The sequence below is a fragment of the Brevibacterium sp. Lmc1 genome (assembly GCF_057654315.1).
The window spans coordinates 255598-279019 of record NZ_CM172803.1 but is presented as its reverse complement, the minus strand read 5'-3'; the positions used below and the strand labels follow the sequence as shown (position 1 = coordinate 279019).

Genomic DNA, 23422 nt, shown 5'->3' with positions numbered 1-23422 from the left:
GAACTCCCGATGGAGACAGCACTCGCGACAGCGACCACCCGCCCCACAACCGGCCACGTGTGACCCCCAGCTTTATCGCCACATGAGAAGAACCATGTCCTCCGGCTGCCGGCTCTGCTGAGAATGATCGTGCTCGCTCACAGTTGAGAACTCAAGGAGGAGAAATGGGCACGAACAACAGCGTCGCAGTGGTGACGGGATCCGCTCGGGGAATCGGTCAGGGCATCGCGCAGAGGCTCGGAACCGATGGCCATCATGTCATCGTGGCTGACCTGCCGAGCATGCAGGACGGGGTGGCGGAGACCGTCACAACGATCGAAAGCGCAGGTGGGAGGGCCACCGTCGCTGAGGTCGACGTCACGGACGAGGATTCGCTGAGCCGCCTCGTCGAGGTCGCCGTGGAAGCGGGAGGAAAACTCGACGTCTTCGTCGCCAACGCCGGAATCGCGCAGGTCGAACCCCTCATTGAATATTCGAAGGCCGATTTCGAGAAGATCGTCGACGTCAATCTCACCGGGGTGTTCCTGTCGTATCAGGCCGCGGCGAAGCAGATGATCGAGCAGGGCAACGGCGGCAAGATCATCGGCGCCGCCTCGATCGTCGCGTTCCGCCCCTTCGCCCTCCTGTCGCCGTATTCGGCGACGAAATGGGCGGTGCGCGGGCTCACCCAGGGTGCGGCAATGGAGTGGGCCAAGCACGGCATCACCGTCAACGCCTACGGGCCCGGCATCGTCGGCACCGCGATGTGGGATCTCATCGATGAGAAGCTCGCCGCCGAGGAGGGACTGGCCAAGGGTGAGGCGATCAAGAAATATGCTGGTGACATCCTCATGGGCCGGGTGTCCGTGCCCGAGGACGTCGCGAACCTCGTGTCGTTCCTCGCCAGCGAGGACTCCGATTACATCACCGGGCAGACCATGCTCGTCGACGGCGGAATGCAGTTCTCGTAACGTTGTCGCTGATAGCAGAAACCGACACCGCCACACCCACATCTCCACCCGAGAGAACAACCACAGAGAGAAGGAAGAAGCCATGATCTTCATCGTCGTGAAGTTCCCCGTCAAGCCCGAAATGGCCGACCAGTGGCCCGAACTCACCCGCGAATTCACCGAGGCGACCCGTGCCGAACCGGGCAACAAATGGTTCGACTGGTCGCGCAGCCTCGATGACCCGAACGAGTATGTCCTCGTCGAAGCCTTCGACGACGATGCCGCCGAAGCGCACGTGAAGTCCGACCACTTCCAGGCCGCGACCGCCGAAGGCGGGCCGATGCACTCCGCGCTGGCAGCGACCCCGAAGATCATCTCCCGTCAGATCGACGGTGACGATTGGGATGCGATGGGCGAGCTGCAGATCGGCTGAACCCCCACCGAGGCACCCGTCCCCGATCGGGGCGACCTCATTCGCCGAGGATGTCGCGCGGGTCCGCTGATGCGTTCAGCGGGCCCGCGCCACGTTCCCGGCACCGGCCAGCTCTCCCGCGTGGTGAAACTGCAATAGCTCGGCCCCTGCACTAAGCCGCTGCAGGTTCACCAAGCTGAAGGCTCACCTCTGCGGCAGGTACGCCTTCTGGCTGTCGACCCATTCGTCGAGCACGTTTGCGCGGTCATCGAATTTTGCGGTCGGGAACGCCAGACCTTTCGTCGGCACGCTGGCGCCGAGTTCGACGAGCAGCGGACGCAGGGTCGTCTCCACCGCGAGCGTGTGCGCCGGGGACCCGATCGTGAAGACCGGGATCGCGGTCAGCCCGTGCAGACCGCCAGCGTCGTACCGGTCGAGGAAGGCTTTGAGCAGTCCGGTGTAGCTGGCCTTATAGGTCGGCGTGGCGATGACGGCGTAGTCGGCGGTGGCCAGACGTTCGGTGAGTGTGTTGAGGCGGTCGGACTTCCATTCGAAGATCTCGTCGGTCACCTCGGCGAGTTCGATGGTTTCGTCGATCTCGGATCCGGTCACCTCGGCGATCTTGGCGGCGAGGTCTTCGGCCACTTGGCGGGTTCGCGAATTCGAGCTCGGGTTGCCGACGACGACGGCGATGCGTGTGGTCATAAGGGGTCCTCTCCCAACAGTTGAGCCGATGAAGGACGGACATTCGCCGCCTTCCATGACAGTCACCCTAACCATGCAGACCAGAGTCCTATTTCGCCACAGTCACAGGGAGTCACAGACGCGTTTCACCGTCACATAGCCACATCGAAGCCCAATTGATCAGATATTAACGAGCCTCAGAGCCAGCTTTAGCTCTAGAAGATTCCTATTGACGTATAAACATCATAGGTTTAAGCTCGATTCTGCCATCAGGAGTTTCCACTCGATCGCCTCGAGTCGCTCCATGGCCGGTGCGCGCAGAGCCGCGCTGCACCGCACATCGCAATGAGAACGGGCTGAAATGAGCACCACCTCTGAGAACCACGATGCGCACCCGGCGGCGCGCATCAGCGGAGCCGTCGACAACCTCCTCGGCTCTGTCGGCAATGACCGTGCAGAATCCCTAGTTGCCGCGAGTGCCACCGAAATAGACCGCTCGTTCACACCACCGTCACCGCCTCACTGGCTCAATCCACCAGGCACTTCAGTCGATTCCTCAGATGTTCACTGGCACAACACCGTCGACGAGTCCCCGAGAACCGGAATCTTCCGCACATACACAGAGTCCACGGTCACTGGCGCACCTGTACTGACATATGAACTGTCCGGGTTGAGAATCACCCACAAAGACAATATCGGCATCCGCAACTATCCGATCACTGCTGGCAGCCCGGCCTTGTCGGACACGCGAGCAGAGACCACCTCCCCCATACTCCGCTCACTCGAAACGGCAGGAGGAGCGATCATCGGGGCCAACCATATGGCGGAATTCGCGCTGAGTCCCACCGGCCACAACCAATGGTTCGGAGACGGCGTCAATCCCCTCAGCGCTTCCCACCTGTCCGGGGGTTCGTCGAGTGGCTCGGCAATCTCCGTCGCCACCGGCGCCTGCGATCTCTCTCTGGGTACGGACACCGGAGGATCCGTACGGCTTCCAGCTGCCTATTGCGGCCTCGTCGGATACAAACCCACCAATGGCCTCTTCTCCCATTCCGGTCTCATCCCGCTTTCCGAGACTCTTGACACCATCGGTCTGCTGGCCTCCGACACCACGATTGCGCAGCAGGCCTTCGAGGTTCTCGTCTCCGACCCCTCGGTCGTCTATATCGAAGCTCGCAGCCGGCTCGAAACCTGCAATGCCTCAGAGTTCTCCGGCTTCACACACCTGTCCCGGTCTGCCGTCGACAGAGACTGCGAGGACGAGGTCGCCTCCGCATTCGCTAGTGCACTCGACGTCGTCGAGGAGATCGGACTGAGCAATACCAGTGGATTCGGACGTCTGGACGGAAAGGGAGTCGACATCGACGATGCCGAGCTCAACAGAAGGTCCGTCACAGTTGTCAGCGTCGAGGCCGCACGAAACGTCGGCAGCATCCTCGGATGGAACTGGGACCTCCTCGGCGACCAGGTCCTCTCACGCGTGATCCGTGGAACTGCGATTCCCGCGATCGGCTACGCAGATGCTCTCGCCTGCCGTTCGGCCCTGACCTCCGAGTTTCTCGCCACGGCTATGGGAGGTTCGCGGTTCCTCCTCACACCGACGAGCCCGATCCTCGCGCCACAGATGTCGACGTCCAACGCGACAGGTTCCCGTGCTCGCAGCGACTACATGCGAGCCAGCAGGTACACACGCACCATCAACTATCTCGGACTGCCTGCGATCACTGTCCCGCTGCCAACTGCAGGAGGAGGCCTCTCGCCTGCACTTCAGCTCATCGGCCGCCCTTACGACGACCGGGCGCTGCTCGCAGTCGCGGCGACTATTGCAGAGACCTGCAGACAACCACAGAAATGACTGCCCAGAGAATCACCACTATTTCGGTATGAATCCGATGAAAGGCGCGACAAGGATGTCCGTTGACACCACTGCAGAACAAATAGAAATCGGGGCGCGCATGGATGCGCTCACCCCCAACACAGAACACAAGAAGCTCTTCGCCTACATCGGGGCTGGGGCCATGATTGATGCTTACGACATCTATGTCGCGGCCGGTGTCTCGGCGGCACTGGTCTCGACAGGCTTCGCCGGGGTCCACGAGATCGCAGTCTTCATGTCCATGACGTTCTTCGGCATGCTGCTCGGAGCGGCAACTGCCGGCTTCGTCGGGGACAAATTCGGACGACGGATGAGCTATCAGATCAATCTGGCCATCTTCGCCGTCGCTGGGTTCGCCGCCGCACTGGCTCCGAACTTCGAATTCCTCGTCGGCACCCGATTCGTTATGGGTATCGGACTCGGGGCCGAACTCGTCCTCGCCGCTGCCATCCTCGGCGAGTTCATTCCCCCACGTAGTCGCGGGAGGTGGACAGCAGCCCTCGGCATCCTCGTGAATTCGGGTCTGCTCTTCGCCTCGGCGATCGGCGCATTGGTGATCTCGAACTTCGGATGGCGCTGGATGTTCGTCATCGGGGCCGTTCTGGCGGTCATCGTCTGGTTGGCACGCCGGAGGTGCCCGGAATCGCCCCGCTGGCTTGTGGTCAGGGGACGACTGAGCGAGGCTCAGGCGATCGTCGAACGGTTCGAAGCGAAATCGGCGACGACCTTGGAGACCAATCCGCCTGCACCGACCACTGCCACCAACGCCGACGAATCGCCGACAACCTCCAAACGCCCGTTCTGGCAGCTTGCCGTACTCGGAACCGTCCTTGCCGTCGGAGTCAACATGTTCGTCTACGGCTTCATCTCCTGGATGCCGACGTTCTTCGTCGAACAGGGCATCGACGTCTCCCACTCCCTGGCCTATACGACGGCGATGGCTCTCGGCGCACCTGGTGGAGGCCTCGTCTGCCTGCTGCTCATCAATAAGCTCAACCGACGTACGGCAATCGTCGTGTTCTCGATCATCGTCATACCACTCGGCCTGGCCTATGCGGCCGCGCAGTCGATCCTCATGATCGTCGTCATCGGCATTCTGCTCGTTACTGCGATCTACACCCTGGTGACGTTTGTCCTCTACTCCTACATGCCCGAGCTCTATCCGACCCGCTTCCGTCTGCGCGGAACCGGCATTTCATACACCTTCGCTCGCGGCGCGTCGATCGTCGTGCCGTTCGTCATGTCGGGACTGTTCGTGGCATTCGGGATCTTCGGCCCCATCGGCTTCGTCTGCGCCATGGCCGTGTGCATGATCGCCGTCGTCGTTGCGATACCCATCGAAACCCGCGGACGCAGCCTCGAAGAGATCTCCTGATCTCGCCTTGCCCGATGAGACAGCACTCCCCTGACTTTTCAGCCACTGCCCACTAAGAAAGTAGAAACATGACAATCCACGACGCCACCATCGGCCGGTTCTTCGAGGACTACACCGTCGGTGACATCTATCAGCACCCTTTCGGACGCACCATCACCGAGGCGGACAACGTCTGGCTGACCAACCTGACCCTCAATACGAACCAGAACCACTTCAACGAACACTTCGCTTCGCAGAATCCGATCACTGGCGGCAAGGTCATCGTCAACTCCGGTCTCACTGTGGCCATGGTGCTCGGCCTGAGCGTGTTCGACATGAGTCAGAACGCTATCTCGAACCTCGCCTTCACGGACATCAACTTCCGCCACCCCGTCTATGTCGGCGACACGCTCTACGCGGAAAGCGCGTGCACCGAGGCTCGTCGGTCGAAGTCCCGTGACTACGCAGGCATCATCTCGATGACGACTCGCGGCCTCAACCAGGACGGCGTCACCGTGGTCAGCTGGAAGCGCTCGGTCATGATCGCCACGAGAGACAGCGGAATCGGCCAAGGGCATTTCCCCGAGACTGCTGACTCGGTCAGCGACTACAGCTGAGCACCATGATGAACACGCCTTTCCCGCAGCCGCGGACTCCGCATCAAGACAACACAACGAACTCAAGAGGAGACAGGATGCAGCCCCTTGAAGACATCCGAATCATCGCTGTCGAACAGTACGGTGCGGGCCCCTGGGGATCCATGCAACTCGCCGATCTGGGCGCCGATGTCATCAAGATCGAAGACCCGAGCACCGGCGGCGATATCGGACGTTATGTTCCGCCGTATCGCGAGGGAACCGATTCGCTTTTCTACGAGTCCTTCAACCGAAACAAGCGCAGCATCGCGCTGAGCCTGAGTGATGCAGCCGATCGTGAGATCTTCGACCGCCTCGTTGCCGGTGCCGACGTCGTCTATTCGAATCTCCGCGGCGATGTTCCGGCCAAGCTCGGCATCACCTACGCCGACCTCCAGGACATCAATCCCCAGATCGTGTGCTGCAACCTGTCCGGTTACGGCGGAGGTTCGGCGGCGAAGCGGCCGGGCTACGACTACATGCTGCAATCCGCGGCCGGATGGATGGACATCACGGGCGAGCCCGACGGACCACCCACGAAATCAGGCTTGTCTCTCGTCGACTTCAGCGGCGGACTCGTCGCCGCAATCTCGATGCTCGCGGCGGTCCATGCCGCCCGTCGAGACGGAGTGGGCACCGACTGCGACCTCAGCCTCTTCGACACGGCGGTGTCGATGCTCACCTACGTGGGCAACTGGCATCTCAACGAGGGATTCGAACCGCAGCGGACCCCCAAGTCCTCACATCCGTCGCTCGTCCCGTTCCAGGCGTTCGAGACCAGCGACGGTTGGATGACCGTCGGCTGCGCCAAAGAGAAGTTCTATCTCCGCCTCGCCGAGGTGGTCGGAGACGAAAGGCTGAACGACGACAGGTTCTCGAGCTTCGACAAGCGGATCGAACACCGAGGAGAACTTCTCGACATCCTCGACGAGGCTTTCCTCCAGCGCCCCGCCGATGAGTGGGTCGAGCTGTTGGAAACAGCCGGAGTCCCTGTGGCCAAGGTCAAGAGCGTGGCAGAGGCGCTGCAGGATCCGCTGATCGCCGAACGCGGCCTGGTCTTCGACACCGAACACCATCGGTGGGGAACGATCCGCAATATTGCGACGGCCCCGCGAGTCGGACCTCCGCTGACGAGCAATCGAGCAGCTCCGACGATCGATGAACACCGCGCCGAACTCCTGAAAGAGATCGGCACCACTTTGAACAGCAAAGGAGCCTGAGACCATGTTCGAACTCAGCGAAGAGCAGAACGATTTCAAGACATCGCTGCGGACTTTCGTCGACAAGGAGATCGTCCCCGTCGCCCGAGAGATGGAAGCAGCGGGTGAATACCCGGCCGAAATCATCGACAAGCTCAAAGAAATGGGGCTGTTCGGACTGACCATCCCCGAGGAGCACGACGGTCTGGGCATCGATCCCGTTTCTTTCGGAATCGTCTTCGAGGAGCTTGCCCGTGGCTGGATGGGCATCGCTGGAGTCCTCGGCAGCCACACGATGGCGGCGAAGATGATCGCCGAACACGGCACAGACGAGCAGAAGTCGAAGCACCTCTCTGCTCTCGCTTCGGGAAAGCGGCGTACGGCCCTCGCTCTGACCGAGCCCGATGCCGGAACCGATCTGCAGGGCATCAAGACGACGGCGAAGAAGATCGGTGAAAAGTACGTCATCAACGGGGCCAAGATGTGGATCACGAACGCAAGGCATGCCGATCCGCTGCCGGTTCTCGTGAAGACAGATACCTCGACAACGCCAGCGCACAAGGGCATGAGCATCCTTTTGGTCAGTGCGGACACACCCGGCTTCGAAGTCACCAAGGACATCCCGAAGCTCGGCTACAAGGGCCCCGAGAGTTGTGAGATCGTCTTCGACAACTGCGAAGTGAGCGCCGACGCTCTGCTCGGCGGAGTCGAGGGCCGAGGTATGCAGCAGGTGCTCTCTGCACTGCAATGGGGACGAGTGAATATTGCAGGCCGTTCCGTCGGCATCGCGCAGAGGGCGCTCGAAGAATCAGTCGCCTACGCCCAGGAACGCGAATCCTTCGGTCAGCCCATCTCCCAGTTCCAAGCGATCCAGCTGCGGGTCGGCCGGATGGCAACACGGGTGCAGGCGGCGCGTCAGCTGATGTACTGGTCGGCTCAGTCGCTGCTCAAAGGTCGGGCAGACGGAGAGACCGGTATGGCAAAGGTCTTCTGTTCAGAAGTCGCCCTCGAATCCGCAATCGAAGCCATGTCCATCCACGGCGGCTACGGCTACTCGAAGGAGTATGAGATCGAACGGCTGTATCGCGACGCCCCGCTGATGAGCATCGGCGAAGGCACGAATGACATCCTCAATACCGTGATCGCCAAGTCGATCTTCTCCGGCCGTACCGCGATCTGATTTCAGGAGACCTCATGACCAGCATCTCAGAATCCATTGCCTCTTCAGTCGCTTCGATCAGGCTCGATGACATTCCCGCAGAAGTGCAGTCGCGTGCCCGTCATCTTATGCTCGACTCGGTCGGGGTCGCCCTTGCTGCCAGCAATCAGGATTTCGCGGCAGTCACCTTGGCCGGACTCGCTGAGCTCGACCCTGGTGAGACTCCGGTCATCGGCAGCTCGACCACGCTTTCCAAGACCGGAGCGGCGATCGCGAACGGCCTGATGATCCACGGCCACGACTTCGATGACACGCACATAGCCGCCGTATCGCACGTCAGTGCCTCCTCTCTTGCCGCCGTCATCAGCGCGAGCGCCGCCGACGAATCAATCAGCTTCGGCGACCTCCTGCTCGGCTACATCCTCGCCATCGAGGTGAACTCCCGTCTGGGGATGGCCGTCGACGGACGGTTCCACGACAAAGGATTCCACCCCACGGGTATCCTCGGAGCGTTCGGATCGGCAGTCGGCATCGGAGTCCTGCGCAGCCTTCCGGTCGGCAAACTCGTTGACGCTCAGGGCATCGTCGGTTCGTTCTCCTCCGGACCCCTCCAGTTCCTCGATGAGGGAGCCCCTACGAAACGGCTGCACCCGGGTTGGGCGGCCAACGCCGGCCTCCATGCTGTTTCGCTCGCCGCTGCCGGGTACACCGGTCCGACGGAAATCTACGAGGGCCGATTCGGTCTGTATCGGACTCATATCCAGGGTGAAGATGCGCCTGGGCTCGAGGTCTTCGAAACCCTCGGTGAGACATGGGAAGTGGCGAATGTTGCTGTCAAACCGTTCCCCACCTGTCACTTCACCCATTCGTTCATCGATATTGCGCTGCGCCTCCGGCAAGAACCGAACTTCGACTTCGACCGAATCGCGTCGATCTCGGCGAAGATCCATGATGTACCCGGTGCGGTGGTCTGCGAACCGGCTGCGGACAAGCTGCGACCTCGCAGCGAGTACGACGCCAAGTTCAGCCTGCCTTATCTCACAGCTGCGGCTCTGCAGCACGGGCAGATCACGTTCGCCGAACTCGACGAGACGGCTCGCGCCGACGAGTCGGTCCTCAGCGTCGCAGCACGGGTGGATATACAGCACGACCCAGCGAGCCTCTATCCGAAAGCATTCTCCGGAGACCTGGCCATTACACTCGACGACGGCACCACCTTCCACGAGGCGGAGCAGATCAATCGTGGTCACGAATCCCGCCCGTTGACGAACGCCGAGGTGGCTGAGAAGTTCTCCGCCTGCGCATCACCAGTCGTCGGCTCGGTACGAGCAGCAGAGATCGCGGCAACCGTGACAGATGCTCCTGTCGGCCGGCCAGCCGCCGCTGTCATCGGAGATTTCTGTGGTTGACGTCGACAGCGGACCGGGGAGCGTCACCGCCACGAACCCGCCGGAAACAGACGTGTTGGGTCCCGGATGGCTGTTCGTCCCGGCCGACCGACCAGAGCGCTTCGAGAAAGCCGCAGCAGTCAGCGACCAGATGGTCATCGACCTCGAAGACGGAGTTCGCGAAGCCGATAAGGAGAAAGCCCGAAGCCTGCTGCGGCGATCCGAGTCCGTACCGAGGCGGGCTTGTCTGCGTATCAACGGCCTGTCTACTGCGCACGCCGATAGGGACCTCGAACTCGCACGGGAGATGGGCTTCCGTTCGGTCATGGTTCCGATGGCTGAATCACATCAGCCCTTCACTCAGCTAGCTGACTTCAGCGTCGTCGCCCTCGTCGAGACGGCTCGCGGGGTCGTCGAATCCGATCGCATCGCGGCTCACCCCAACGTCAATGCTTTGGCCCTGGGAACGGCAGATCTGCAATTGGATCTGGGATCGCGCGACACAAAAGGGACCGCTGGTGTGTTCGAGGACCTGCTCGCATTTGCCCGGGCGACACTCCTCTTCGCGGGTCGAGCTCACCACGTTCCCGTCATTGACTCGGTGCATGCCACTGTGGCGGACGATGCGGGGCTGCGACGGGCCGCCGCGGTGGCGTCAGCATACGGAATGGACGGCAAACTGGCGATTCACCCGAGACAGATCGAAATCATTCGCGGCGAGTTCGCTCCCAGCGAGTCAGAGGTGGCTTGGGCAGCTGCCGTGGTCTCTGAGGCCGAATCTCGAGCTGCAGGCGCGTTCGTCCTCGATGGCGAGCTCGTCGACGAAGTCATCATCCGCAGGGCGGAAGGAGTTCTCGCCAGGACCCAGTGACCTGAGCACCCGGCGGCAATGCGATCCGACACGGATCTGCGCGAGCTGAGCGGTCCGTGGAAGGGTATCGCACTACCATGGCATCACAGGTGATCGTCTTCGGCTGCAGACCACCGATTCGAACAGCCTGACAAGGAGAGTAGACAGAATGCCTCAGTGCACCCGCCTCAATCGATTGCTGGTCAGGACTTCACATGGTTGAGTCGAAAACCGCCTATGCCGTCGTCGCTGAGAAGATCCGTCGAAACATCCTCGACGGGACTTTTGCCCCCGGCTCTCGGCTGCCCTCAGACGCCGACTTGCGCGAGACCTACGCTGTCGGACAGAGCACCATTCGCGAAGCACTTCGCACCCTGTCGAGCGAACATCTGGTCAAAAGCGTTCGCGGCGTCAATGGGGGCACGTTCGTCACGATTCCGACCGTCGGTCATTTGGGTTCGCAGTTGGAAGTCGGGGTCACTCTCCTGGCCTCTTCGGACTCGATCTCGATCGATGACCTCATGGAGATCCGGCATATCACCGAAGTTCCGGCAGCCGGCTATGCTGCATCGAGACGAACCGACGACGACCTGAATAAGCTGCGTAACTCGGATCCGAGTCTGCGCAGCGAAGAATCGTCGTTCTCCAGCCATTCGACTTTCCATCAGCAGATCGTCGAGGCGGCGCACAACCCCCTGCTCGAAGTCGTGACTATCCCACTGTTCAATGCACTTCAGAACATCGTCGGCGAAGCGAATGCTGCTGCAAACATCGGCACGAGCGTGAGCCACGATCATTCGGCGCTCTTCGACGCGATCGTCCGCCGCGACTCTATGGCCGCGATGTCACTCATGCGCCAGCATCTGGATTCCGTCTCTGAGTACTACCGCAGTCGCGGTCTCTGATTCAGCACTAGTGAGGGCCCTCCTACAAGAAGAGGGCCCTCACTGATGCTGAGCATTGCGCAGATCAATTCTCGGCGTTTCGAGTTTGAGAATCTCGAGACCTCAGTGCCGACGTTGCCGCGTCGTCGACGACCCACCGTTCAGTATCGACGACGACACCATAATCACGAGCAGCCTCTTCCGAGGTCAGATACTCATCCCATACATCGTGGAGAACCGCGAAGGGGTCTCTCTTGAAAGGGTCGCCGAATCCGCCTCCTGAGGGCATCCGGATCTCCAAGGTATCTCCTGCGTGAACGACCTCCTGAGTGACCTTCGAATGGAGCACCTCTTCTCGTTCCGTTCCCGGATTGCGAACGAAAGACCCGGAGACTCCGTCAGCGCCGCCCAACACACCCGCAGGCGGATCGCTTCGGTTGTCGGCCTCGGACCCGAGGAAGGTGTCCGTCATCATCAGCCAGCGGCGGACACTGCCAATGCCGCCTCTCCATTGTCCCGGTGCCGGAGATTCATCGCGCAGCTCGTATCGTTCGGCGCGCATGGCGTGGTTGAGTTCGAGTTCCTCAATCGGGTTGTTTCTCGTATTCGCCATCAGCGCGTCGACGGCGTCGAGCCCATCTCGGCCGTTGCGACCACCGTACGAACCTTCATTGATCTCGATGTATACCCAGTAGCTCTCTCCATCTTCCGCAACTCCCGAATATGCGATGGCGCAGAGCGCGGACGATGAACCGGCAACCGCCTGGTCCGGCAGAATCGGTGCCAACGCCAAGTTGATCGAGTCGAAGACACGATTGACCTGTGAGAATCGGGCAAAGCACGAAGCAGGGAAGTCTGGGTTGAATATTGTTCCTTCGGGGGCATAGGCCCGGACCGGACGGAAGCAGCCGTCGTTTTGAGGGACGTATTCTGGAGTCGTCTCCTCGTCGAGCAATATCGTTCGGATGGCGCTCACCGCAACCGGCAACACCGAGCCTTCGAAAGGAACGTTGAATGCTGTAGGAACCTGGTCGTTCGAACCGGTGAGATCGATAAGCACTTCGTCGTCTTCGATGTCGACTCGGACTGCCACCTTCAACGGGACTCCGCGGTTCTTCCCATCATCGTCGAGGTAGCCGATCGGTGCTTCGTAGCTGCCGTTCGGCAATTCGCGAATCCGGCTCCGGAGCATGTTCTCCGAATAGTCCATCCAGGCTTCGCTCGCGCTCATCACAGTATCGAGGCCATACGTCTCGAGGAGTTCGACGAATCTCTTTTCCCCGATACGAGCGCATGACACGAGCGCCTCGAGGTCGCCGCGGTTCTGCTCCGGCGTTCTGACGTTGTCGAGGATATGCTGAATGAGCATGTCGTTGCGCACGCCCGCATCGTAGATCTTCATCGAGTCCATCAGCTTGCCCTCTGCCCAGACGTCGACAACGTCCATGCACAGTCCCGGGAAATTACCGCCAATGTCCGATACGTGCCCTGTGCATCCGGCGAATCCAATGTGTTCGTCGTTCCAGAAAATGGGAATGATGATTCCGTAGTCAGGCGAGTGAGCTGCACCGTGGTACGGATGGTTATGGAGAATCACATCTCCGGGACGGTAGCTTCCTGCAAGCCGGCGATTTACTCCCTTGATATAGGCGGGGATCGACCCACAGTGCATCGGTGTCGAGTCCGATTCGCAGAGTTCTCGTCCATAGACATCGAAGATTCCAGCTCCCAAGTCCTCTGATTCTCGGATGAGACTCGAATACGCCATCCGGTAGAGAACCTGGGCCATCTCCTTCGCCATAGAATCGAGGGCACCTCCGATCACTCGCAAGGTGATCGGGTCTACCTCAACCGAGTTCCACGTGCGATGAGGGACTTCAGGTGCCAGTGAGACACCAGTCATCGGCATTGTTGTTTCACTCATTGTGCGCACCTTTCGATGATGATGTGTCCGAGCTCATCGACCGTGGCCCGTTGTCCGATTCCAATAACAGTTGTCGAGTCGAATTGTTCGACAATGGCCGGTCCGTCGAAGACGTTGCCCGCTCGAAGAAGCTCTCGAGAATAGACGTCTGTGTCGACCCACTTCGGACTGCCCGCATCATCCGTCCACATCAGGGTCTGTGCCGTCGCCACCTTCGCAGGAGTAGAGTCGGCATCGCCAACGGCTATCTTCGGAAGCCTGATCTGAGGCACCATTCCGATACCGGTCATCCGAACATTGACCAATTGGACCGGTTTGTCGTCGAACCGCTGCGAGTACATACGCCCGTGCTGCTCGTGGAAAGCTTGAGCGACCTGCTCCACCCAGTTGGCGTCGATCTCTCCGCTGGGTGCCTGGACTCGCAGTTCGTAGCCTTGTCCGACGTATCTGCAGTCGACGCTGCACTCGAGGTCAATGTGCTCATCGGGGATTCCGTCGCCTTTGAGCTGCGCGACGGCCTGGTCGGTCAGGCGGGCGACTTCGCGTGCAAGCAGGTCGATGTCAGCCTGGTCCGACGAGGTCCACACCGTTGTCGGAACTTCGTAGCGTATGTCGGTGGCCAGGAGGCCCACTGCCGAGGTGATCCCGGGGTGCGTTGGCACGATGATCCGCGGAATATCGAGTTGCTTTGCAATATGCCAGGCGAACAGCGGACCGGCGCCGCCTTCTGCGACCAGTGAGAAGTCTCGTGGATCGTAGCCCTTGCGGACCGAGTGCAGACTGATCGCTTCGGTCATTGAATGTGCGAGCACCGTAAAGATGCCCATGGCCGCCTTCTCGGTGCTTTGGCCCAGAGGCTCAGCGATGTGATTCCTCACTGCCTGCTCGGCGAGCTGCGGTCGGACTTCCATGGTTCCGGAGAGAAAGCTCTTCTCGCGCAGCCACCCGAGGACCACCATGGCGTCAGTCGAGGTAGGTTCAGTGCCGCCGCGGTCGAAACAAGCAGGACCCGGCACGGCACCGGCGCTGCGCGGGCCGACACGGAACATGCCTCCTTCATCTATCGAAGCGATCGAGCCTCCACCCGCCCCGATGGTGTCAACTTCGGCCATCGGAACCATTGCGTGATAGTCGCCGATACGGGTATCGAGCAAGTGTTTCATCCGGAGGCGTCCGTCGGGTGCGACTCCAACGTCGGCTGATGTGCCTCCCACGTCGAGCGTGATGACGCTCGGATAGCCGGAGGCCGCTCCGATTGCGCAGCCTCCGATGAGCCCGGCGACGACACCACTCGTCAGGAGCGAAACCGGGGTTTGGCGAGCACTCCTGGCAGTGACGAGTCCGCCAGCAGAGGTCATGAGGTGGACGTCGTCACTTACGCCCGCAGCACTCGCCTCGTCGACGAGTTTCGAGATGTAGTTCGATGTCTTCGGTCCGACGAAGGCGTTGAGAGCGGTCGTCGAGAATCGCTCGTACTCTCGATACTGGCTGGCAACTTCGCTGGACAGAGAGATGAACGCCTCTGGGAACTCTTCCTCTACGATTTCGCGTGCCCGTTGTTCGTGGGCGGGATTCTTGTAGGCGTGCAGGAACGCGATGGCCACCGCGGCAACTCCACGCTCCCGCAGGAGCCGCGCTTCCTGTCGAACGGCGTCTTCGTCCAGCGAGGTGAGAACGGCTCCGGACGCATCAATGCGTTCGGGCACTGTCCGCCTGTTTCGGCGAGGAACCAATTGCCATTTCTGCCAAGGCAGCTCCTGATAGTTCGAATAGTTCAGAGGACGCTTCTTCCGCGCAATGTGGAGGAGATCTCTGAACCCCTCAGTCGTGATCAGGCCGACGTCGTCACCGTTGTGCTCGAGGACGATGTTGGTCGCCACAGTCGTCCCGTGGAAGAACATGTCGATGCTTTCGAGGTCGATCTCCGCTTTGACCTCCAGCGCAGAGATCCCCTTCATCGTGCCGACTGACGGGTCCTCATTGGTCGAAGGTGTCTTATGTACTGTGGTTGTGCCGTCGTCGTCCCATAGGACCAGGTCGGTGAAAGTTCCGCCGACGTCAACTCCAAGTCGTCTCATGGAAGTCCAATCAATGTGTAGGAGGATTTCAGTGATGCCTGACACTGCTCTGTGCGCACCACTGAAGCGAATATACATCAGATATATAGAGGCCGCTAGACCCAATTCTCGACAATATTTCCAGGAATTCACGAGAATACTTACATAAACACCTGATGTTTAAGCGATTGGGATACCCCCTCTAAACCGGATCCAGTTCCACTCCGTTCGACACCGAGGCGGCACTACTGCGCGGCGTCGACGAGTGGCTCACTCCATTCCGTCGTTTCTGGGTCCCGCAATCGGACATGCTGTCAGCCGAGATCGCCCGCGCAAAGCGACAGTGCCGTCTGGCAGAAGCCGAATCAGACACCATTCCACCGCCGCGCATCCTTGGTTACCATGAAGTACCGCCGATCTTCGGCGAACCTCCCGCACCTCACCTTCAACCGCCGTCAGATCATCGACGACCTCCGAGGAGCTTCCATGACCACCCCCGACTCCAGTCGCCCCACCGAAGACCAGGTCCTCGCCGCGCAGGCCGACGCCGTCGACCGCGGGCTTAACATCACCGTCGAGGGCGACACCCAGCACACGGTCCAGACGCTGAGCCAGACCTACCCGACCACCGTCGCAGACCTCTGGGAAGCCTGCACCGATCCGGTTCGGCTCGAGCGCTGGTTCGCACCCGTCAGCGGCGACCTCGAACTCGGCGGTCGCTACCAGATCGAAGGCAATGCCTCCGGCACGATCGAGAACTGCGAACCGCCCCACTTCTACTCGCTGACCTGGGAATTTGCGGGAGGAGTCAGCCATGTCACCGTCCGCTTCGCCGAGGCAGACGGCGGCGCACGCCTGACCCTCGAGCACTCGCACGCAGGTGAGGCGCACGCCGATTTCTGGGTGCAGTTCGGACCCGGCGCCACCGGGGTCGGGTGGGACATCTCCCTCCTCGGTCTCGCCAACCATCTCGTGGCCGGTACGGGACGCCCGGAAGACGAGAATGAATGGGTCGCCTCGGCGTCGGCCCAGGAATTCGTCCGCACCTCCAGCGCCCGCTGGGGCGAGGCCTCGGCGGCGGCAGGAACCCCGGTCGATCAGGCGCGCGCCGCCGCAGAACGCACCACCGGCTTCTACCTCGGCCAGCCTCCGGCAGAGTGACCTTCATCCGCTGACTGAGCCAACGGCGGAATAGTCCTCCCTACTCTCCCGCCTGCTTCCGGGCACCCAGCGCCAACCGGGCGATATCGCGCAGCACCTCGAGTTCCTCGCTGCCGTCGAGCAACGCCCGCAGCTCGACGGCAGCCCGGCTGAGCAGGCTGCGATAGGCGCCGGCGACGTTGTCCGGTTCCCGCGTCAGCGGGTAGGACACACAGAGCGCGAACACGATCGCACCGACGGTGAAGGCCACACTCGCCGAGGCGGTCCCGGCCACCCGTGCCTGCTTGGTCGCGTAGAACTCCGCCGGATTTCCCGGCCCGCACAGCGCCAGGGCAGCCGAGCCGCCGTCGACGAGCGGGAGCACCGCACCGACTCCGCGCGAGACGCGCAGCTCATGATCGGCTTCGACGTTGCGCACGCACACACGGTCCTCACCGACGCGGACCCACAGCTGCACGGATTCCCCGGTCATCGTCCGCAGATGGTCGAGCACCGAGTTCGTCGTGGCGATATTGCGCCTGCCCGGGAAGGGCCCCAACCGCAGCAGCCCCGAGGAGTCACGGACGATGAACTTGTGCGCCCGCAGGTCGGTCAGCAGCCGATACGTCGTCGACTTCGAATAGCCGAGTCGGCGGCACACCTCCGCAGCCGTCATCGGCGAGTCCTGTAGGACTTCGAGGATGGCCGCACTGCGGTCGATGACTCCGATCTCCGCCGGCGCCTGGTCAGAACTCTTCATTCCCACTCCTCACGACACCGTCACATCAGCGAGCAGCTTCCGCCGGGACACCCACCACCGGAAGATGATAGGTCCGATGATGCCGAGCACCATGAGGATGATGATCGACAGCGACACCGGCCTGGTGACCAGGGGTGCGAACGATCCACCGGAGATCTGCAGCATGCGCCGGAAGTTGTCCTCGAGCAGCGGCACGAGCACGAGCGCCAGGATCGCCGGAGCCAAGGGGATGCCGCCCTTCTCCATGAGGTAGCCGATGACGCCGAAGATGCCGAGCATCATCAGCCCGAACAGACTGAATTCGATGGCGTAGGCGCCGATGACCACAAGTACGAGGATGGATGAGAAGAGGATCTCCTTGGGCATCTTCAACAGCTTCACGAACACCCCGACTAGCGGCAGATTGAGGATGATGAGCGCGATATTGCCGATGTACATGCTCGCGATGATCGTCCAGATCAGCCCGGTCTCGTCCCGGAAGATCAGCGGCCCCGGCTGCAGGCCGTACATCGTGAACACGAACAGCAGCAGCGCCGTCGTCGCCGAACCCGGAATGCCGAGGCTGAACAGCGGAATCATCGCACCGCCGACACCGGCATTGTTCGCCGCCTCCGGACCAGCCACGCCTTCGATGGCACCGTGGCCGAATTCGTCCTTCCGCTTCGAGATCCGCTTCTCCATGATGTAGGACATGAACGACGCCAGCGAGGGACCGACTCCGGGCAGGATGCCGATGATGAAGCCGACCACGGAACCACGCGCCCACGGCCCGGCCGACCGCTGCCAGTCTTCCTTCGTCATCCACTTGTCGTTGCCGAAGCTCTGGATCTCGTCCTTGGCCCCACGTCCGAGCGCGAGGTTCCGGATCGCCTCGGGGATAGCGAAGAGCGCCATCGCGAAGATCGTGAAGTCGATTCCGTCGGAGAGCAGACTCATCCCGAACGTCTGCCGGGGCAGCCCGGTCTGGAAGTCGAGGCCGATGAGGCCGACGGCCAATCCGATGAAGATCGAGATGAGCGCCTTCGCCCGCGAGCCCGCCGACATCGTCGACGCGAGCAGCAGAGCCGTGGCCATGAGCAGGAAGTATTCGGTGGCGCCGAAGACGTTCGCGAGCTTGACGAGCACCGGGGACAGGAACGTCAGCCCGATGATCGCCAGGGTGCCGGCGAGGAACGAACCGATCGCCGCGGTCGCCAGGGCGGCCTTGCCCCGACCGCGGCGGGCCATCTCGTAGCCCTCGATCGCGGTCACCGCGCTGGCGACCTCACCGGGGGTTTTGATGAGCGTAGCGGTGATCGAACCGCCGTACATCGACCCGTAGTAGATTCCGCACAGCAGGATGAGGCCGTGCACCGGCTCCATGCCGAAGGAGACCGGGATGAGGATCGCGATCGCGGAGATCGGTCCGATTCCCGGCAGCACTCCGACGACTGTGCCGAGCAGCACGCCGAGGAGGGCGAAGGCGAGGCTGACCGGCTCGAGTGCCGAGGCGAAGCCGCCTCCCAGATCGATGAGAGTGTCCATGCCCGCCCCCTAACCCAGGATCCCGACCGGCAGGTACACGGCGAGTCCGTAGACGAACGCCGTGTAGACCACGACCGCGAAGAGGACGGAGAAGATGAGGTTGCGAATCCACTTCTCAGGTGCGTAGATGCTGGTCAGCCCCATCAGGAACGCCGCCGTCGACAGCAGGAATCCGACTGGGATGAGGATCGCCAGATAGACGAAGAAGAGCGCGAACTGGAATACGACCTTGCGCACCTGCGGCTCCGGCGGGGCTTCGAGGACGATCCCGCTGACCCCCTCCTGACCGGAGGATCGGTCGGCGGTTTCAAGGGATGATTCCCCCGCCGAGGCGGCCGTACCGTCCCCGTCCCTCGCCGGAGTCGTACGTGCAGTTCCCCCGGACCCGGTCCCCGCCTCGGCGAGGGTGTCCTTCCGGTGCCGGACGACGGCCTGGCCGGCGAGGAAGAGGCCGAGCACGATGAGTCCGATCCCGACGATGGCGGGGAAGGTGCGCGGGGTGACGATGTTCGCGGTCTCCTGGATGGAGAACGTCGCGATGTAGTACACCGCGCCGATGACGGCGATGGCGCCGCCGGTGATGAGGTCGGTGCGGAAAGCGGTCATTTGCTGTTGCCCAGGTCGGTCTCGTTGACGCCTTCGGCGACCGTCTTCGCCGCGTCGTCGACGTAGGCCTGGGCGTCGTCGCCGGTGTGGAACTCGGTGGCCCACTGGTTGTTCTTCAGCGTCTCCTGCCAGGCGTCGGACTTGCTCACGTCTTCGAGCGCCTTGGCCCAGAAGTCCACGGCTTCCTGCGGCATCTCGGCGGGTCCGTAGACTCCGCGCCAGTTGCCCAAGGTCACGTCGTAGCCGGAGTCCTTCGCGGTGGGCACCGTGTCGAAGGGCGCCGCCAGCGGTTCCTGGGCGAAGGTGACGAGGGGTTCGATGTCGCCGGCTTCGATGACGGAGCGGAATTCGCTCATGCCGGCGATGGCGACCTTCGCGTCCCCGTTGAGCATGGCGGTCGTCTGCTCGCCGCCGCCGTCGTAGTTGACGAAGTTGATGTCGGCCGGGTCGACGCCGGCTTCCTTCGCGAACAGGGCGAACGGCAGAGTGTCGTCTCCGGCGGCCGCGACGGTGACCTTCTGCGGGTCGTCCTTGAGCGCCTTGACCAGGGCGTCGAGATCCTTGAAGTCCCCGTCTTTCGGCGTCACGACCATGAAGTCCTCGACGTAGAGGGTGGCGATGAGCGTCGTGTCCTCGGGACCGAACTCGCAGAGGTTGCGCGCCTTCATCGTCTGGCTGGCCAGGGAGGTGATGGCGATCTGATCGTCCTTGCCCTTCTCCTGCTGCATCATCGACGTCAGCCACGAGCAGCCGGTGCCGCCGGGCTTGTTCTGCACGGGCAGCGGCGAGGAGACGATGTCTTCCTTCTGCAGCGCCTCGACCAGCGCGCGTGCCGTGGTGTCCCAGCCGGATCCGGGTTCAGCCGGAGCGGTGACCGAGACCGGTCCCTTCGGATAGTCCCCGCCCTCGCCCGGGGGCTGCGCCTTGTTCCCGCAGGCAGTGACGACGAGGGCGACCGAAGCGAGCACGGCCCCGATCTTCGCCGCGCGCTTGCGGGTACTCGTCGACCTTTCCTTCGCCGAGGCGGCCGTCCGTGTGCGTGTGATCGTCGTTGATCGCATGAGCTGTCCCCTTGTGAGTTCGGTTCTCGATATTTGGTGGTGTGCTTGGTGGTGCCGCTGGCTGAATTGTCAGTCCAGGCGGGTCTCGTCGGGCTGGGGTCCATCGACCGGTGGGCCCGTCGGCACTGCGGGGCCGTCCCGGTAATGGCTGTTGTGGCGGCCGGGTTCGGGCACATCGCTGCGCAGCCCGAGCCGGTTCCCGTCGAAGGTCAGCGGCAGCAGCGGCACTTCCACGCTTGCACCTGTCGGCAGCCCGGTGTGGGCGAGCGCTCCGGAGGCCACAAGGTGCGGGTCGTCGGTGAGGTCGGCCGGGGTGTTGACCGGAGCGACGGGCAGGCCGCGCCGGGTGCACTTGTCTTCGATCTCGGCCAGGCTCAGCTGTGACAGTGCCTGCTGGAGCTCGCGATGAATACGGTCACGCTGGTCGACTCGGCCCTGGTTGGTCAGCATGTCCGGGTCGGCGGCCAGCCCCGTCAGTCCGAATTCGTCGCAGAGGTCGCGCCACTGCCCGTCGGAGACGGCGGCGACGAAGACCTGGTTGTCGTCGGCATCGCGGAAGATGTCGTAGACGGCCCAGGTTGCTTGCCGGGTCGGCATCGGGCGGGGTGGTTCGCCGCTGATCTGGGATTGTGCCATGTGCGTGCCGACGAGGAAGGCGTTGTTCTCGAACAGTGCGGAGTTGATGAGTTTTCCGCGGCCGGTGGTTTCGCGCACCCGCAGTGCCGACTGGATGCCGATGACTCCGAACATTCCGCCCATGATGTCGTTGACGCTGGCTCCGGCGCGCAGCGGCTGGCCGGGTGGACCGGTCATATACGCCAATCCCCCGAGCATCTGGACGACCTCGTCGAGGGCGGCGCGGTTCCCGTAGGGCCCGGAGAGGAATCCCTTGAGTGAGCAGTAGATGAGTCCGGGGTTGCGGGCCGAGAGCTCCTCGTATCCGAAGCCGATCGATTCCATCTTCCCGACGCGGAAGTTCTCGAGCAGGACATCGGCGGAATCGATGAGGTCGAGGACACGGTCACGGTCGGCCGCCTCGGCGATATCGAGTTGGACGCTGTGCTTATTGCGGTTGAACGCGGGGAACAGCCCGGATCCGGACCCGGGCAGGTAGCGGGTCTTGTCGCCGGCTCCGCGGGGTTCGATCTTGATGACCTCGGCGCCGAGGTCGGCGAGGATCATCCCGCAGCTGGGACCCATGACCATGTGCGAGAACTCGATGACGCGGATGCCTTCGAGCGGCAGCGGTTCGGGGGTCGTTGCCTGGGTCTGTTCGGCGGTCATGTGGGAAGTCATTTCAGACCTTCGCCGAGGCGGCCGCGAACCGGTCGTCGAAGACCGCGGGGGTCGCGGGGATGTCCGACAGGCTCGAAGTCAGGTCGTGTCCGACGGCGGCGATGAGGGGGTCGCGCACCTCGGTGAGCGCCTCGACGTCGACGCCGGTGGCCACGCCCTCGCGGTGGAGGAGGTGGACGAGGTCGTCGGTGCCGATGTTGCCGGCGGCGCCCGGGGCGAAGGGGCAGCCGCCGAGTCCGCCCATGGCCGCGTCGAAGTTCGCGATCCCCAGATCGAGGGCGGCGATGACGTTGGCCATGCCGAAGTTGTAGGTGTCGTGGAGGTGGAGGTTGACCGGCTTGTCCGGGAACGCGTCGAGAACCGCCGAGGTGTTGCGGCGGACCAGCGATGGGTTGGCGTTGCCGATGGTGTCGGCCACCCCGACACTGTGGGCTCCGGCGTCGACAAAGGGACGGAGGACCTCGACGAGGTGGTCAGCCTCGGTGATCCCGTCGAAGGGACAGATGAAGCTCACGGCGGTCGTGATGTCGAAGCGCAGTCCCCGGTCACGGGCGAAGACGGCGGCGTCCATGAGGCGGTCGGACGCCTCGGCGATGGAGGCATCGGAATTCGCTTTCGAGTGTCCTTCGGAGGCCGAGAGCACGAGTTTGATGTTCTTCGCCCCGGCGTCGACGGCCCTTTGGGCGCCCTTGAGGTTGAAGACGAGGGTGAAGAACTCGACCCCGTCGGCCTCGTGTGGTGCCAGACGGCGCAGCAGTTCGTCGGTGTCGGCCATCTGCGGGACCTTCTTCGGATTGACGAAGGAGCCGACCTCGATGTGCTTGAGTCCCGAGCCGATGAGCTTCTCGGCCAGGGCGACCTTGACATCGGTGGGCACGATGGCTTCTTCGATCTGCAGCCCGTCGCGCAGAGTGGTGTCGAGGATATCGACGGAAGTGGGCCGGACCATGGGACTCCTTCACGCAGGCTCCCGCTGAACGGGAAACGGTTCGTCGCCGCGCGACCATGCGCGACTCCACTCTCGTTATATAACGCGCTCAGTCCAGGCAACAGGCTTTGTTCGGCATATGAGAGGTCGGGAAGAATTGCCTGAGTTCAGTCCCGTCTATCGGGAAGCCTGCTTCTTCGGCCGGTATGTCTGAATCGCGTGGCCTGCTTCGAGTTCGCTGCGGTCGACGAGTTCCAGGTCGACAACGTCGCTCAGTCCTGCGAAGAGGTAGGGTCCGTGCCCGGCGATGCAGGGGTGGACGACGATCTCGAACTCGTCGATGAGACCGAGTTCGGCCAGAGCCAGCGGCAGCGTCACTCCCCCTGTAGCGAGTCCCGTCACCGATTGCTCCTTGAGCTCGCGGACAGCGGTGCCGAGATCGCCGCGGATGAGTTCGGAGTTCCAGTCGACGCTGTCCAGGGTGCTGGAGACGACAAATTTGCGAGCCGGGTCGATGGCCGCAATGAACGGGTCGAGGTCCTTTTCCGGGGTCGTGTCACCTTCGGGCCGGCGCCAGGCGTCTTCCATCATCTGGTAGGTGATGCGACCGAAGATCAGCCCGTCGGCACGCTTGAGATTGTTCGCATGATGGCGATGGAAATCATCGCTGATGACTCCCACGCGATGATCACAGCAGCCGTCGACGGTGACGTTGATCGAGTACCTCAGCTCGCCCATGGCATAAGAGTAGACCTG

21 protein-coding genes are annotated in these 23422 nt (G+C 62.3%); 11 read left to right on the top strand and 10 right to left on the bottom strand.

Annotation, left to right across the window (positions count from 1 at the left end; translation table 11 throughout):
* Positions 1-164: 164 nt before the first annotated feature.
* Both AC239G_RS01255 and AC239G_RS01250 read left to right on the top strand, forming a co-directional pair.
* Positions 165-950, top strand: coding sequence for an acetoin reductase (locus AC239G_RS01255; protein ID WP_446656385.1), 786 nt, complete (start codon positions 165-167; stop codon positions 948-950).
* Between the two features lie 82 nt (positions 951-1032).
* Entirely contained in the window at positions 1033-1362 is a 330-nt protein-coding gene (locus AC239G_RS01250; protein ID WP_139467834.1) for a putative quinol monooxygenase, read from the top strand.
* A 183-nt stretch (positions 1363-1545) separates the two neighbouring features.
* On the opposite strand, the gene AC239G_RS01245 is transcribed toward AC239G_RS01250, so the two are convergent.
* On the bottom strand, positions 1546-2046 hold the full coding sequence (locus AC239G_RS01245) for an NADPH-dependent FMN reductase (protein WP_259358188.1): 501 nt from the start codon (positions 2044-2046) through the stop codon (positions 1546-1548).
* 340 nt (positions 2047-2386) lie between these two features.
* Between AC239G_RS01245 and AC239G_RS01240 the strand changes: the two genes are divergently transcribed.
* From AC239G_RS01240 to AC239G_RS01205, 8 genes are all read left to right on the top strand, one after another.
* Positions 2387-3880 (top strand): amidase, encoded by a 1494-nt coding sequence (locus tag AC239G_RS01240; protein ID WP_482401168.1) that lies wholly within the window; start codon positions 2387-2389, stop codon positions 3878-3880.
* A gap of 55 nt (positions 3881-3935) precedes the next feature.
* The gene (locus AC239G_RS01235; protein ID WP_180345554.1) at positions 3936-5276 is read left to right on the top strand and encodes an MFS transporter; all 1341 of its coding nucleotides are present in this window, start codon (positions 3936-3938) and stop codon (positions 5274-5276) included.
* 68 nt (positions 5277-5344) lie between these two features.
* Positions 5345-5872, top strand: a complete 528-nt coding sequence (locus AC239G_RS01230; protein WP_139467830.1) for a MaoC family dehydratase — start codon at positions 5345-5347, stop codon at positions 5870-5872.
* A gap of 77 nt (positions 5873-5949) precedes the next feature.
* Positions 5950-7110 (top strand): CaiB/BaiF CoA transferase family protein, encoded by a 1161-nt coding sequence (locus AC239G_RS01225; protein WP_376905041.1) that lies wholly within the window; start codon positions 5950-5952, stop codon positions 7108-7110.
* Between the two features lie 4 nt (positions 7111-7114).
* Complete coding sequence (locus AC239G_RS01220) at positions 7115-8269, top strand: acyl-CoA dehydrogenase family protein (RefSeq protein ID WP_139467828.1); 1155 nt, start codon at positions 7115-7117, stop codon at positions 8267-8269.
* 14 nt (positions 8270-8283) lie between these two features.
* Entirely contained in the window at positions 8284-9657 is a 1374-nt protein-coding gene (locus AC239G_RS01215) for an MmgE/PrpD family protein (protein WP_487489610.1), read from the top strand.
* The gene (locus tag AC239G_RS01210; protein WP_181271064.1) at positions 9650-10507 is read left to right on the top strand and encodes an HpcH/HpaI aldolase/citrate lyase family protein; all 858 of its coding nucleotides are present in this window, start codon (positions 9650-9652) and stop codon (positions 10505-10507) included. Before AC239G_RS01215 ends, AC239G_RS01210 begins: the two co-directional genes overlap by 8 nt.
* Positions 10508-10701: 194 nt before the next feature.
* A complete protein-coding gene (locus tag AC239G_RS01205) occupies positions 10702-11391 on the top strand; it encodes a FadR/GntR family transcriptional regulator (RefSeq protein WP_139467825.1) in 690 nt (229 codons plus the stop codon).
* 64 nt (positions 11392-11455) lie between these two features.
* Here AC239G_RS01205 and AC239G_RS01200 read toward each other — a convergent pair whose 3' ends face one another.
* Both AC239G_RS01200 and AC239G_RS01195 read right to left on the bottom strand, forming a co-directional pair.
* Entirely contained in the window at positions 11456-13294 is a 1839-nt protein-coding gene (locus AC239G_RS01200) for a hydantoinase B/oxoprolinase family protein (RefSeq protein WP_139467824.1), read from the bottom strand.
* Complete coding sequence (locus AC239G_RS01195; RefSeq protein WP_487489609.1) at positions 13291-15372, bottom strand: hydantoinase/oxoprolinase family protein; 2082 nt, start codon at positions 15370-15372, stop codon at positions 13291-13293. Before AC239G_RS01195 ends, AC239G_RS01200 begins: the two co-directional genes overlap by 4 nt.
* 465 nt (positions 15373-15837) lie before the next feature.
* Here AC239G_RS01195 and AC239G_RS01190 point away from each other — a divergent pair, with 465 nt between their 5' ends.
* Positions 15838-16512, top strand: coding sequence for an SRPBCC family protein (locus AC239G_RS01190; protein ID WP_482401165.1), 675 nt, complete (start codon positions 15838-15840; stop codon positions 16510-16512).
* 40 nt (positions 16513-16552) lie between these two features.
* Here AC239G_RS01190 and AC239G_RS01185 read toward each other — a convergent pair whose 3' ends face one another.
* The 7 genes from AC239G_RS01185 to AC239G_RS01155 all read right to left on the bottom strand — a co-directional run bounded on the left by AC239G_RS01185 (position 16553) and on the right by AC239G_RS01155 (position 23404).
* Positions 16553-17251, bottom strand: coding sequence for a helix-turn-helix domain-containing protein (locus AC239G_RS01185; RefSeq protein ID WP_482401164.1), 699 nt, complete (start codon positions 17249-17251; stop codon positions 16553-16555).
* Between the two features lie 9 nt (positions 17252-17260).
* Entirely contained in the window at positions 17261-18775 is a 1515-nt protein-coding gene (locus tag AC239G_RS01180; protein ID WP_482401163.1) for a tripartite tricarboxylate transporter permease, read from the bottom strand.
* A 9-nt stretch (positions 18776-18784) separates the two neighbouring features.
* On the bottom strand, positions 18785-19381 hold the full coding sequence (locus AC239G_RS01175; protein ID WP_376905046.1) for a tripartite tricarboxylate transporter TctB family protein: 597 nt from the start codon (positions 19379-19381) through the stop codon (positions 18785-18787).
* On the bottom strand, positions 19378-20442 hold the full coding sequence (locus tag AC239G_RS01170; protein ID WP_487489608.1) for a Bug family tripartite tricarboxylate transporter substrate binding protein: 1065 nt from the start codon (positions 20440-20442) through the stop codon (positions 19378-19380). Before AC239G_RS01170 ends, AC239G_RS01175 begins: the two co-directional genes overlap by 4 nt.
* Positions 20443-20511: 69 nt before the next feature.
* Positions 20512-21726 (bottom strand): CaiB/BaiF CoA transferase family protein, encoded by a 1215-nt coding sequence (locus tag AC239G_RS01165; protein WP_487489607.1) that lies wholly within the window; start codon positions 21724-21726, stop codon positions 20512-20514.
* A 13-nt stretch (positions 21727-21739) separates the two neighbouring features.
* Positions 21740-22687 carry a hydroxymethylglutaryl-CoA lyase gene (locus AC239G_RS01160; protein WP_482401162.1) on the bottom strand — a complete coding sequence of 316 codons (948 nt, stop codon included), beginning with the start codon at positions 22685-22687 and terminating at the stop codon, positions 21740-21742.
* A gap of 156 nt (positions 22688-22843) precedes the next feature.
* Positions 22844-23404 carry a dihydrofolate reductase family protein gene (locus AC239G_RS01155; protein WP_482401161.1) on the bottom strand — a complete coding sequence of 187 codons (561 nt, stop codon included), beginning with the start codon at positions 23402-23404 and terminating at the stop codon, positions 22844-22846.
* Positions 23405-23422: the final 18 nt, after the last annotated feature.

Coding starts and splice junctions, on each gene's coding strand:
- AC239G_RS01255 (WP_446656385.1), top strand. CDS start 165: ATGGGCACGAACAACAGCGTCGCAGTGGTGACGGGATCCGCTCGGGGA.
- AC239G_RS01215 (WP_487489610.1), top strand. CDS start 8,284: ATGACCAGCATCTCAGAATCCATTGCCTCTTCAGTCGCTTCGATCAGG.
- AC239G_RS01170 (WP_487489608.1), bottom strand. CDS start 20,442: ATGCGATCAACGACGATCACACGCACACGGACGGCCGCCTCGGCGAAG.
- AC239G_RS01245 (WP_259358188.1), bottom strand. CDS start 2,046: ATGACCACACGCATCGCCGTCGTCGTCGGCAACCCGAGCTCGAATTCG.
- AC239G_RS01160 (WP_482401162.1), bottom strand. CDS start 22,687: ATGGTCCGGCCCACTTCCGTCGATATCCTCGACACCACTCTGCGCGAC.
- AC239G_RS01190 (WP_482401165.1), top strand. CDS start 15,838: ATGACCACCCCCGACTCCAGTCGCCCCACCGAAGACCAGGTCCTCGCC.
- AC239G_RS01230 (WP_139467830.1), top strand. CDS start 5,345: ATGACAATCCACGACGCCACCATCGGCCGGTTCTTCGAGGACTACACC.
- AC239G_RS01225 (WP_376905041.1), top strand. CDS start 5,950: ATGCAGCCCCTTGAAGACATCCGAATCATCGCTGTCGAACAGTACGGT.
- AC239G_RS01175 (WP_376905046.1), bottom strand. CDS start 19,381: ATGACCGCTTTCCGCACCGACCTCATCACCGGCGGCGCCATCGCCGTC.
- AC239G_RS01155 (WP_482401161.1), bottom strand. CDS start 23,404: ATGGGCGAGCTGAGGTACTCGATCAACGTCACCGTCGACGGCTGCTGT.
- AC239G_RS01180 (WP_482401163.1), bottom strand. CDS start 18,775: ATGGACACTCTCATCGATCTGGGAGGCGGCTTCGCCTCGGCACTCGAG.
- AC239G_RS01220 (WP_139467828.1), top strand. CDS start 7,115: ATGTTCGAACTCAGCGAAGAGCAGAACGATTTCAAGACATCGCTGCGG.
- AC239G_RS01205 (WP_139467825.1), top strand. CDS start 10,702: ATGGTTGAGTCGAAAACCGCCTATGCCGTCGTCGCTGAGAAGATCCGT.
- AC239G_RS01195 (WP_487489609.1), bottom strand. CDS start 15,372: ATGAGACGACTTGGAGTTGACGTCGGCGGAACTTTCACCGACCTGGTC.
- AC239G_RS01185 (WP_482401164.1), bottom strand. CDS start 17,251: ATGAAGAGTTCTGACCAGGCGCCGGCGGAGATCGGAGTCATCGACCGC.
- AC239G_RS01235 (WP_180345554.1), top strand. CDS start 3,936: ATGTCCGTTGACACCACTGCAGAACAAATAGAAATCGGGGCGCGCATG.
- AC239G_RS01250 (WP_139467834.1), top strand. CDS start 1,033: ATGATCTTCATCGTCGTGAAGTTCCCCGTCAAGCCCGAAATGGCCGAC.
- AC239G_RS01165 (WP_487489607.1), bottom strand. CDS start 21,726: ATGACCGCCGAACAGACCCAGGCAACGACCCCCGAACCGCTGCCGCTC.
- AC239G_RS01200 (WP_139467824.1), bottom strand. CDS start 13,294: ATGAGTGAAACAACAATGCCGATGACTGGTGTCTCACTGGCACCTGAA.
- AC239G_RS01240 (WP_482401168.1), top strand. CDS start 2,387: ATGAGCACCACCTCTGAGAACCACGATGCGCACCCGGCGGCGCGCATC.